This is a genomic window from Nostoc sp. JL31, assembly GCF_017114965.1.
GTDB lineage: Bacteria > Cyanobacteriota > Cyanobacteriia > Cyanobacteriales > Nostocaceae > Nostoc > Nostoc punctiforme_A.
Map to the genome: position 1 here is coordinate 34,191 of NZ_JABXKO010000112.1, position 10,973 is coordinate 45,163.

The following is a 10,973-nucleotide window of genomic DNA, read 5'->3' on the forward strand; positions in this document are numbered from 1 at the left end:
AGTAGAGCTGGCGCTGAATCTTACAATATTGCGTCTACATTTAGAATGAAATAGCCCTGCCCCTGCTCTTGCTTTAACCACTCTACTATTGCACCATAGCTACTAAAGCCTTTTCCTGTTTTTAACTCCTCTTCAAGTGCCGCGATCGCTCCTTCAGGAATTTTCCGTTTTGCTCCCGGAGCTTTTTTTATTTTCAATAATTCATCTAGTCCACCCGATCTATATTTTTGTAACCATCTTGTCACCGTTGATGTATCTTTAGCCAAGCGTTTTCCAATATCTTGCTGCTCCTTGGCCTGCCCGCTTTTTATCCACCACAGCATAATAAGTTTTTCTTTCTGGTTCCCTAAATTAGCTGTTTGTAGGCGTTTTTTAAGTTCTTCTTCGCTCTCTGCGATTTCAATCTCAAAAGGGCGGCTCATGGTTCTTTTAATTTATCGAGTTTGTTTTCTCTATTATATGCAGCTTCATATTAAATTGGTATAACCCTCTTTTGTTACTTTAGGAAAAGAAAAATTAGCAAGGAATTCAACTTGCTATAGGGAAACTGACTGGACTCGCCCGAAAATTATTCATGAAGTCAATTAATTTCAAAAAGCAACGTTTCAGACCAGGAATATTAAATACTGTGAGCCAAGGTTGAATCAAACAGTAAAAAATATAGGGTTGAATAATCAATCTCAGGTTATTTAAGGCACTCTTCCATGTAGTGCCGGACTCCCAATAAGGATGTTGGCTATAGTGAAGAAGATTAGATTCAGTGTGTGACAAAAATTCGGAAGTAGATGTTGTGCTTGATTGTTGATTAAATTGAAAGTAGGTGGCTTGAACCCTGACTAAAAGATAGGCACTAAAAATTATTTCCCACCAACGTTCAATACTTTCATAATCAGTCAAACGGAAATCAGCCCAACCCAGTTCATTTTTGACTTGTTTAAAACTATATTCAATCCAGTTTCTTAAACTATAAAGTTGAGCTACATTACTTGAAAAATCAATTGATAAATTAGTCATGATATACCAACTTTCATCTCCAGTAGGGTCGGGGTATTAACTTTACTGATTTGGTAATATCTGATGCAGCGACGTTGACCAAAAATAATTTCTCTCAAATAACGAGTTTCAGTTTGACGATGTGAAAGCTTTTGCTCATAAGCTTTCCAACGATTATAACGTTTTCGACTTCCAGGCGGCATTAACACTCCATGATTAGAGCGAATTGCTACAATAAACTCTAGTTTTAACTTCTCTAAGCAGCCGATTACATCTCCGCTCTCCCCGTACAAGCTATCCGCTAAAACTAACTTTATTTTAAATCCTAATGCTTTCAACTCTTGAATAATTTCTATCGCTATTTGGGGTTTGGTTTTATATTTATCTCCTGATTGAAGGCGGTTTTTGGGTTTAAATATCTGAAACATTAATGGATAAGTAATCCCATCTACTACTCCATAAGCATTTACCGACACTATTCCATTTTCTATTTTTCCTAAATTACCAATATATTGACGAGTTACATAATCTGTAGTTTTTCCCTTTTTCTTGTCTCCTGTTTCGTCAATGCATAAAATTATTTCTCTTTCTCCAATCATCATTTTTGTTAACCACAGCCTCGTTTCTCTTAATTTTTTGACATCCCACAATGCGTCTCTCAAAAAATGATGTAGTGATTGACCGTCTTTTAACCCTACTGTTTTCGCTATCTCTGGCAAAGATTTGGTTCGGATGGATGATAGCATTCCCAACTGTAAATACTTGAATGCCTCAAAATGTCTCACATCCTCAAATAATGAATAATAGTGTTGACAGTAGTTATCTATGAAGGCAACTGTATTTACTGCTTCTCTGCGTGGCGTAACCATCTCTGTTACTTACTGTTTCCGGTTTTATGCCTGATTATACTCTCCCCGTAGTAACAAAAGAGGGATAAGCTGTTACGCCGACTTGCTGATAGTAAAAATGTCACAACATAGGGTCGTAAAGAGTCTTTACCACCATCAAGAACATTACGGATTGCTCCTAACTTTGTAAATAAAATCCGCTCTGGTATTTCGCTTCCACCGCAGGCAACAACTGTATCTTTTAAACATTGTTGCAATGTATCCCTACTTTTATATGGTTCCCAAATATTTGTAGGAATTGTATCTAGTGGTCTGTCAATTTGCTATTTGTGGATAAAGACGGTTGAGACGGATACGGGCATCCGCTGTTGTGAACTGCCAATCTACAGATTTTTGTGAATGATTGCGTTGAATATACCAAGCCGTTGTTTCCTGTTCTAAAGTTTCAAGATCAGGAATGCGACGATCTAGGCATTGTCGGGTCATTGCGGACAATTCGTTTTCAGCGATATTGAGCCAACTCCCATGTTTGGGAGTGTGGTGAATTTCCAAACGTTCGACCAGAGAACGGGCAGTAGACGACTCAAATGCTTGATATGGAGAGGCAAGTTTGTGAGTATTTAACTGGTCACATACTAAAATGATTTTGTCGCTATCGGGATAGTCGTTGTCGAGTAAGTTTTGAGCATAATTCAGTTATTAGGATCTCTGCTGACATTTACAGTGAATAGCCCCTCTATTTTCCCTCAAACTCACAATTTTTAGCTTGACAGACCACTAGCTCTGTCTTCAGGAATACCTAAACTAGCTAGCACCTTTACTAAATGATTTGTGGCTATAGTACTAACTGCAAGACCCGCTACACTGATAATGAATGCTGTTCCAACCGAACCGACTGCAATTATTACTCCAATACCGCCAGGAAGTACCAAACTGCTAAGACCAACTAATACGCTTCCCCAAAAACTTGTAGTTAAAGCGTCACCAACTGCTCCAGTTGTATCTACACTTTGATTGTTGATACGCGAACTGACTGATACTTCGCCAATAGGATTTATGCGATCTGCAAATTTTGCAAAAATCGCAACTTTTTCCATTGGAAAGCTTGAGGCTTTCAATTCATTAACTGATTGCTCCGCTGCTTTACGGTTAGTAAATACTCCAACAGCGTGCTTGTTATCTGTTGTAATCATATTATCCTTATTTCAGTGAGGCTGCACTAGCTCACCAATAAAACCGAAAGTTATTTCAACAAATTAGTAAATAGTTAACAGTAAACTGTTTTTCAGTTGGGAGTCAAAGTTCCTCACCACTATTGCGTGCTACGTTTGAGTTGGAGATTTAGACCCCAACTCAAACTTTGATAACTGATAACTGCTTTAAACTCTTGCCCTATGGTCAGGAAGACTACGAGAAGCTAATGAAAGCATGATCATCCAAACACCCGTCAACAAAAAATTAATCCCTACAAATACTCCCAATACCCAAACTGCGCTGACAGGCCATTGATAGAGAATAAAAATCCCTAGAATAATAGCCATGATCCCGCTAAATAGTACCCAACCCCAGTTTGGATCTCGACGCATTTCAAATGCTGCAATCACCTCCAATACACCCTCAATAAAAATGATAAATCCAAAAGCTAAGGTGAGAGAGAGTGCAGCACCAAAGATGTTGCTAATCAACAAAATCCCACCAATTACGTATAGAATACCAACTACTAGTGTTGTCCATAAGCCTCGTTTGTGACGTGATTGAAATGCATGAACAATTCGGACGATACCAGCAATAATTAAAGTCCAGGAGAATACGATTGTGATGGCAATAGTGGCAATAAATGGTTCTGCGATCGCTGCAATTCCCAGCAGAATCATCAAAACACCTAAGACAATTGGCAATGCTGAATTTGTTCTGGTTTCTCTAAAATCTTCAGAAGTCATAGCTTTTCCAAAAATGTTTTGATATGTTGTTAAATCTTGAAAGAGAGACGCGATTAACCCTTGTCTGTACAAGAGTTATCTCTCCCTTGTGCTCCTCTGCCCCCTCTAACCCTCTTTTGTCACTTTCAGAAAATAATAATCGAAGCAACATTCTGAAACTTTTATGTAGCCCAGCTTTGAGCTTTTATTTTCTAACAGTAACTCAAATTTGTAGCCAAAACCTGGAGATGTAATCCCTGAAAGGCTTTCAGCGATTGGGTTCTACCAAAGTGACAAAAGAGGGCTAAGCATTGACCAGTTCAGGTGATAAGCGCTTCAACACCAGTCGTTCGTGTTCTACATGGACGTAGATTGTGTCGCCTTCGTGGAACTCGCCGCGTAGAATCGCTTTGGCAATCGGAGTTTCTAGTTCTCGCTGAATCGCCCGCTTCAGGGGACGAGCACCGTAAACTGGGTCATAACCGACCTGAACAATCCAATCGAGAGCCTCGTCGGAGATTTTGAGCGAGAGTTTACGCTCGCGCAGTCGCTCCTCTAAACGCTGCACTTGTAGTTTGACAATTTCGCGCAACTCGTCCTTCCGCAAGCTGTGGAAAATAATGATTTCATCAATGCGGTTGAGGAATTCGGGGCGGAAACTTTCTCGCACTGCTTCCATGACGCGATCGCGCATTTGTTCGTACTTGCTATCGTCTCCTGCCACATCCAAAATGTATATTGAACCAATATTGCTGGTCATAATCGCGATCGTATTTTTAAAATCTACTGTGCGTCCCTGAGAATCAGTTAGGCGACCATCATCCAGGATTTGCAGCAGGACGTTGAATACATCAGGATGAGCTTTCTCAATTTCGTCAAACAGAATTACAGAATAAGGTCGGCGGCGAATCGCTTCGGTGAGTTGTCCGCCTTCTTCATAGCCCACGTAACCTGGAGGCGCACCGATGAGACGGGCAACAGCGTGTTTCTCCATGTATTCGGACATATCGATCCGCACCAGTGCATCTTCGGTATCAAACAGATATTCCGCTAAAGCTTTTGCCAGTTCTGTTTTTCCCACCCCGGTTGGGCCTAAGAAAATAAAGCTGGCAATGGGACGATTCGGGTCTGCCAACCCAGCACGGGAACGTTGAATTGCATCGGCAGCAGATCTTACAGCTTCGTCCTGACCAATCACACGTTTATGTAGCTCTTCTTCCAGATGCAAGAGTTTTTGCATTTCCGATTCAACCAGTCTGCTCACCGGAATACCCGTCCACTTGGAGATAATTTCGGCAATGTCAGCTTCGGTGACTTCTTCGCGCAACAGAGATTTACCGCTAGTCTGGATTTGGGCTAGTCGCGCTTCGGCTTCTTTTAGTTGTCGTTGCAGCTCAGTGAGTTTGCTGTATTTCAGTTCTGCTGCCCGGTTGAGGTCGTAATCGCGTTCGGCTTGCTAAATTTCTACATTAACACGCTCAATCTCTTGTCTAATTTGGCGAATGCGATCAATAATTTGCTTCTCTGCCTGCCATTGAGCATTGAGAGCAACTTGCCGTTCTTTTAACTCCGCAAGTTCTCTCTCCAGCCGTTCTAAACGCTCTCTGGAAGCACTGTCTGTTTCTTTTTGCAGTGACAGCCGCTCCATTTCCAGTTGCAGAATTTTGCGATCGATTTCGTCTAATTCTTCTGGTTTAGAAGTAATTTCCATTTTTAGTTTAGCCGCAGCTTCATCCACCAAATCAATAGCTTTGTCGGGTAGGAAGCGATCGCTAATATATCTCGCAGACAGAGTAGCTGCCGCAACTAACGCACTATCAGAAATCTTCACGCCGTGGTGTAACTCGTAGCGCTCTTTCAAACCGCGCAGAATTGAGATGGTATCTTCCACACTGGGCTGATCGACATACACCTGTTGAAAACGACGTTCCAAAGCCGCATCTTTTTCAATGTACTTGCGGTATTCATCTAGCGTGGTGGCACCAATACAGCGCAGTTCACCGCGAGCGAGCATCGGCTTGAGCAAGTTGCTAGCATCCATCGATCCTTGCGTTGCACCCGCACCAACTACAGTGTGAATTTCGTCAATGAACAAAACGATTTGTCCCTGTGCTTCTTGGATTTCTTTTAAGACAGCTTTCAGGCGTTCTTCAAATTCCCCCCGGTATTTGGCTCCGGCAATTAACGCACCCATGTCTAAAGCTATTAGTTTGCGATCGCGCAATGATTCCGGGACATCACCACTGACAATGCGCTGCGCTAATCCTTCTACAATTGCCGTTTTACCGACACCGGGTTCACCAATCAGTACGGGGTTATTTTTAGTCCGACGAGAAAGGATTTGAATCGTGCGGCGAATTTCTTCATCTCGTCCAATCACTGGGTCGAGTATGCCCTCATGTGCCAATTGGGTTAAATCGCGTCCGTATTTTTCTAGCGCTTCATATTTAACTTCCGGGTTTTGATCTGTCACTTTTTGACTCCCTCGAATCTGTTGAATGATGTTGCGGAGTTTTTTTTCATCCAGTCCAAATTCTTGAAACAACCCTTTACCAAAGCGATCGTCTTTGGCAAAGGCAAGTATTAAATGTTCAATAGAAATATATTCATCACCAAACTCTTTGCGGTATTGTTCGGCGCGATCGAGTAGCGTCTCTAAACTGTGTCCGATGTATACCGAACCACTGCTAGCCCCCGATACTTTGGGCTGACGGTTGATGAAGTCGATAGTGCGCTCGTGGAGTTTTTGAACATTCACCCCAGCTTTGTTGAAAATAGAACTGGCGAGTCCTTCCTGTTCCAGTAGCGCTAGCATCAAATGTTCGCTCTCAATGTGCTGATGCTGAAACTGCTTGGCAATTTCGGGAGTACGAACAAGGGCTTCCCAGGCTTTTTCGGTAAATTGCTCGGGATTGGTTGGTTGCATAATCGTGCCCCTTAGCTGAGAAATAAATTATTTAGGCAGTCAAACCAATTCGTAATTCGTAGTGACGTTCCTGCGTCGCTAAAGCTGCGCTAACGTAATTCGTATTGAAGAAAGCCCTACCTATTAAGGCTTTCAGGGTTTGGGTCTGTTTCATTATTTTCATGAAATGGTATCACGTTGAAAAAGAAAGGGAGAGATGTGGGGAGGTGGAGACAGTTGTTTGCGTCCCTAGCCTACGCATTTTTGTTAACGCTCTTAATTACGAATTACGAATTTGTAATTCAGCACGGTAGGCACGCAGTTGCACCTTGAGTTGGGCAATTTCAGTTACCATATCTAGCACCATTGCTGCTCCGACCCAATTCAAGTTCAGATCGCGGTGCAACCTTTGAATCTGCACAACGCGAAACATATCCTGTCGGCGCAGCATGGTTCCTACAGGTTCAATTAATCCCAGGCGGGCAAATCGTTCTAGCAATAAAACCGAGGTTTGGGTGAGGTAGGCGGCTTGCTCGAAACTATAGAGGCGATCGCCTGTTTCTGACCACACCACACTAGACAAACTCAGGTTAGAAATCATAATCGCACCTCTTCTAAGCCTTGACGGGGATTAAAACTGCTAACTTGTCGCAATTTTTCATAGCACTCTCTTTCTTGGGGACTCAAATCTTTGCGGGTCACAATTTTTAACCGCACGATCAAAGCGGTACGATTACCTTTTGGATCGCGCCAGCCCTTGCCACGTAGCCGCAGTGCTTGGCCGGAATCTTCATCGTTACCTTGCCATCAGGCGTAGGAACATCTATTTGTGCGCCAAGTACAGCTTCCTCTGGGCTGACAGGTACTTCGCAAGCAAGATTGTCGCCCTCAAATTTGAAGAAAGGATGGGGTAATAATTCAATTGTCAGATACAAATCGCCGCGTTGCTGACTAAAAGGACTCATCTGTCCTTTGCCTTTGACTCGAATGCGGCTTCCCGATTTTACTCCCGGCGGAATGCGAACAGTGATAGTTTCTCCATCAATTTGTAGCCGCTTCTGTGTACCGTGAAACGCTTCAGAAAAAGTGAGAGCGATCGCTGCTTCCGTATCCTGTGCGGGAATATCAGTGAAGCGGCTGGAGGGGTCTTCTCCATACCCAAAATCTACGTATTCCCGGAATCCTTCTGGTCTTCTTGTAGTGCGATAATTAGCTGTGCGCTGCCTTGTACGACCGCCACTGCGACCTAACCCTCCCAGCAATTCATCAATGAAATCATTAAAGTTGCCATACTGGCTAAAGTCATAACCTTGTGTACCCGCCCCTCTGGGTGGAGGTGCACCCGCCGCAGCCTGTTGCCAGTACTGACCATACTGGTCATACTTCTGGCGTTTTTCCGGGTCGGACAGCACTTCATGAGCTTCGTTAATTTCTTTGAACCGCGCTTCCGCTTGCTTATCGTTAGGATTTAAGTCCGGGTGATATTTCCGTGCCAATTTCCGGTAGGCTTTTTTGATATCCTCCGGAGTGGCGTTCTTACTGACACCCAGAATTTCGTAATAATCTTTGAAATCGGTTGCTGCAACCATCAGCACCTCTTGAAATTAACGCGATGGGACGGGTGGGCAGAGGGGCAGGGGGAGATAAAACTCCTCACTCTTATAGAGACGCGATTAATCGCGTCTCCTGGCTTCTGCCCTATTTGAGGAATCACCTGGTTTGACGACTTCGGATACTCGGTTGAAGAAACTAGAAAATTGTTCTTGAAGCTTGGCAAATGCGCCTGCTGTGTTCTCACGTGCCTTAACTTGCCGCTCTAGATTTTTAATTGCTTTGTCAAATGCTGCATACTCGCGATCGCCTCTGGCATATCCTAGTTCTTGAGCTAACTTGAGTTGGGTACGAGCATCTTCTAGCAACCTCTGTGCTGCGTCGCGATCCTTCTCTGCTAAAGTAACCGCAGTCACTAGATCGGTATGGGCTTTGACTAGCGGCAGGGGTCGAGCTTGTTCTGTCACCACTAAAGTTGAGAGCGCAAGTTGCAGCACGCCTTTGGCTTCATCAATTTTGCCTTCGTTCAACAACCGAGCTGCCTGCTTGGTAGCATCTGGATATCTCTCTAATGGCAGATTGACGATTGCTGTGCGAATCTCGCTTATCAGGTTGTTCAACAGTTCGCGAGCCGCCGGAAAATCTTCCGCAATTGCAACACCCTTCACTTGATTGCGAATTCGCTCAACCAAATTAAAATCCTGAGGGGCAAAATCGATTATCGCTACCTGAGCCGCCACCGGAATTAGAGCTAGTTTAGGGTATTGTGCCACCAGTATGTCAATTTTTCCAGTTGCTCGTTCTAAAGCAGCGATCGCTTCTTGAGTATTTTCCTCCTCAATAGCATTAATTGCATTTCGAGTTTCTTTGATGGCGGAAACCGCTTCTCGATCTAGGCATCTTTCAGCCTCATCTGTTGCCTTTTGCGTCTACTTATCAATTTCCTGCTGAAGACGAGTATCGGGCTGATTCAATGTTTGAGAGTTCATAATCTGTTCCGGTTAGTTAAGTTGTTTTGTGACTGGAATAAGTGCCTTTTTCGTCGCGATGGGCTACGCCCCACTGTAGGCGATCGCAACTCTGGAAATTTACGATCTGACTTTAGACCTGGAATAAGTGCCTTTTTCGTCGCGATCGAACACCTGTTTGACCCGATCCCAAGCCTTCTTCAAGGCATTATCTTTTCCATTGGCTTCTCTGAACGACTGATTGTAGGTATCAACAAAAGTTTTTTGCGCGTCGTCCGACAGATTTGCTCTAATTTCTGGTGAAATCTGCTCATTATCTGCCAGTTCACCTTTTGGTTGACAGGGAATTTTCATGTCAGTGATAGCGACTTCTTCCGCACCCGCACTTTCTAACAGTGAGACAACTTCGTCTGCTTGTTCTTGTGGCACTTCCGCGACCAGTAAAAACTCACCTGCTTTCAGGCGTGTTTCGTAAATAGCAGCTTTGTCCTCCGGCATACCCATTGCGATTAAGGCAGATCCAATGCCTGCTCCCAAGGAACCATATAAAGCACCGCCTGCCGCTCCTAATAATGCTACTCCCAAAGGGCCTGCTGCTACTACGGTTCCCAAAAAGGGAATGAACAACACACCCACACCCGTAAGTAAAGCCAACAAAGAACCAAACAGCGATCCAAAAATCGCTCCGGTGGCGAGTCCATCCAAGATCACATCTTGTTTAGTCACAAATCCGGAGATGCGAGTTTCGACGTGGAAGTCGCGACCAATTAAGCGTGTTGTTATTCTCATTCTCCACCTTCCAGCGGGTACGCCCTGCTAGAACGATCTCAACTACGTTGTCATTGCTCAGGGGATGATTGGTGGCAAACGAATTCTTATACGTCACCTTTCCGTCAGGACGACTGACGGTGACTTCGCACCAGTTCACCAATAGGGCATCCTCGCTATCTCTCAGGGGCACCCCATTGAGATACCGGTAGGTATAGGTTGCCTCAACGCTTCCAGTCCACCGCTTTTGACCGTTGGCAGATCAATGCCCTCCAGATGCTCGTAGAGGGTGGTGTGAGATTCGGGACGACATACCAGGATGAAGTTAAATTGTTGGTCTAGAAACTGCTGGCACAAGGGCTGGCGGCAATAGAGGTCATCCCCTAAAACCGTGACGTTCAGCTCACTCAAGCGGGACCCCTGCTGCGCCAACCAGCGTTTCGCGGCAGCATTCTCACAGTCCTGTTTGTCATGGCCATCCTGAGGCACGATGAATTGAGGCACCAACGGAATTACATGAGCCTGCCCCGGACAACCGACGACCGGCGTGATGACGCTATGGAAGTAGTGGGTTTCTCCCGACTTCAGCGTGCGCTTTGAACAGTTTGAGCAGTGGATCTGGCTCGAACTGAAGTATTCGGTGCCATCGATGGCAATCAACAGAGTATCCGCCACCGAGCGCAAACCCTCTAACTGCCCCTGCTGTTCTAACACCTGCAAGCTTGCCTCAAATACAGGAAAAACGTGCTCAGGTGCCACGGGATCTAACAAGGTTCCGAATTTGGTTGTCGCTTGGGATCTGATGGACACCAAATAGGCTCTGGGCATTACTTCTGCCCTTGCTGCCTTCCATCATGCGCTGATAGGCCAGAAAGGAAGGGGTTTGGGTGAAGAACACGCTAAACGCGCTTAAGGCTGCATCTTCCATCCCATAGCGGGTATTCTTGCCCCTGCGTTTGTCCGCTAGCAAGGACAAACGCTGGCGAAAAGAACCGACTATTGTGTCAAACAACCCCCGTTC

At 44.6% G+C, this 10,973-nt stretch carries 10 protein-coding genes and 3 pseudogenes; all 13 read right to left on the minus strand.

Translation table 11 applies throughout. The features are described 5' to 3' along the window. Nucleotides 1-20 precede the first annotated feature (20 nt). Nucleotides 21-422: a helix-turn-helix domain-containing protein gene (locus HWQ43_RS28450; RefSeq protein ID WP_292739911.1), complete on the minus strand. Its 402-nt coding sequence runs from the start codon at nucleotides 420-422 to the stop codon at nucleotides 21-23. 106 nt (nucleotides 423-528) lie between these two features. After that, nucleotides 529-1,014: a transposase gene (locus HWQ43_RS28455; RefSeq protein ID WP_292739912.1), complete on the minus strand. Its 486-nt coding sequence runs from the start codon at nucleotides 1,012-1,014 to the stop codon at nucleotides 529-531. Then, nucleotides 1,011-1,862, minus strand: a complete 852-nt coding sequence (locus HWQ43_RS28460) for an IS701 family transposase (RefSeq protein ID WP_366932922.1) — start codon at nucleotides 1,860-1,862, stop codon at nucleotides 1,011-1,013. The genes HWQ43_RS28455 and HWQ43_RS28460 overlap by 4 nt, the downstream gene beginning before the upstream one ends. A 294-nt stretch (nucleotides 1,863-2,156) precedes the next feature. Then, complete coding sequence (locus tag HWQ43_RS28465) at nucleotides 2,157-2,537, minus strand: transposase (protein WP_292740025.1); 381 nt, start codon at nucleotides 2,535-2,537, stop codon at nucleotides 2,157-2,159. 65 nt (nucleotides 2,538-2,602) lie between these two features. Next, complete coding sequence (locus HWQ43_RS28470) at nucleotides 2,603-3,034, minus strand: general stress protein (protein WP_292739917.1); 432 nt, start codon at nucleotides 3,032-3,034, stop codon at nucleotides 2,603-2,605. Nucleotides 3,035-3,220: 186 nt separating this feature from the next. After that, the gene (locus HWQ43_RS28475) at nucleotides 3,221-3,781 is read right to left on the minus strand and encodes an HdeD family acid-resistance protein (protein ID WP_292739918.1); all 561 of its coding nucleotides are present in this window, start codon (nucleotides 3,779-3,781) and stop codon (nucleotides 3,221-3,223) included. Nucleotides 3,782-4,064: 283 nt separating this feature from the next. Beyond that, nucleotides 4,065-6,686: pseudogene (gene clpB / locus HWQ43_RS28480) on the minus strand (ATP-dependent chaperone ClpB). Between the two features lie 31 nt (nucleotides 6,687-6,717). Next, nucleotides 6,718-6,840, minus strand: a complete 123-nt coding sequence (locus HWQ43_RS28485; protein ID WP_292739919.1) for a hypothetical protein — start codon at nucleotides 6,838-6,840, stop codon at nucleotides 6,718-6,720. 105 nt (nucleotides 6,841-6,945) lie between these two features. Next, a complete protein-coding gene (locus HWQ43_RS28490) occupies nucleotides 6,946-7,266 on the minus strand; it encodes a chaperone modulator CbpM (RefSeq protein ID WP_292739920.1) in 321 nt (106 codons plus the stop codon). After that, a pseudogene (locus HWQ43_RS28495) lies at nucleotides 7,263-8,254 on the minus strand (J domain-containing protein). Before HWQ43_RS28495 ends, HWQ43_RS28490 begins: the two are co-directional and overlap by 4 nt. Before the next feature lie 84 nt (nucleotides 8,255-8,338). Beyond that, nucleotides 8,339-9,088, minus strand: coding sequence for a YfdX family protein (locus tag HWQ43_RS28500; RefSeq protein WP_366932924.1), 750 nt, complete (start codon nucleotides 9,086-9,088; stop codon nucleotides 8,339-8,341). A 216-nt stretch (nucleotides 9,089-9,304) separates the two neighbouring features. Further along, nucleotides 9,305-9,973, minus strand: coding sequence for a ChaB family protein (locus tag HWQ43_RS28505; RefSeq protein WP_292739921.1), 669 nt, complete (start codon nucleotides 9,971-9,973; stop codon nucleotides 9,305-9,307). Continuing rightward, a pseudogene (locus HWQ43_RS28510) lies at nucleotides 9,954-10,952 on the minus strand (ISNCY family transposase); the annotation flags it as partial. The gene HWQ43_RS28505 and the pseudogene HWQ43_RS28510, both read right to left, overlap by 20 nt. Nucleotides 10,953-10,973 lie beyond the last annotated feature (21 nt).

Coding starts and splice junctions, on each gene's coding strand:
- HWQ43_RS28450 (WP_292739911.1), bottom strand. CDS start 422: ATGAGCCGCCCTTTTGAGATTGAAATCGCAGAGAGCGAAGAAGAACTT.
- HWQ43_RS28455 (WP_292739912.1), bottom strand. CDS start 1,014: ATGACTAATTTATCAATTGATTTTTCAAGTAATGTAGCTCAACTTTAT.
- HWQ43_RS28460 (WP_366932922.1), bottom strand. CDS start 1,862: ATGGTTACGCCACGCAGAGAAGCAGTAAATACAGTTGCCTTCATAGAT.
- HWQ43_RS28470 (WP_292739917.1), bottom strand. CDS start 3,034: ATGATTACAACAGATAACAAGCACGCTGTTGGAGTATTTACTAACCGT.
- HWQ43_RS28475 (WP_292739918.1), bottom strand. CDS start 3,781: ATGACTTCTGAAGATTTTAGAGAAACCAGAACAAATTCAGCATTGCCA.
- HWQ43_RS28485 (WP_292739919.1), bottom strand. CDS start 6,840: ATGAAACAGACCCAAACCCTGAAAGCCTTAATAGGTAGGGCTTTCTTC.
- HWQ43_RS28490 (WP_292739920.1), bottom strand. CDS start 7,266: ATGATTTCTAACCTGAGTTTGTCTAGTGTGGTGTGGTCAGAAACAGGC.
- HWQ43_RS28505 (WP_292739921.1), bottom strand. CDS start 9,973: ATGAGAATAACAACACGCTTAATTGGTCGCGACTTCCACGTCGAAACT.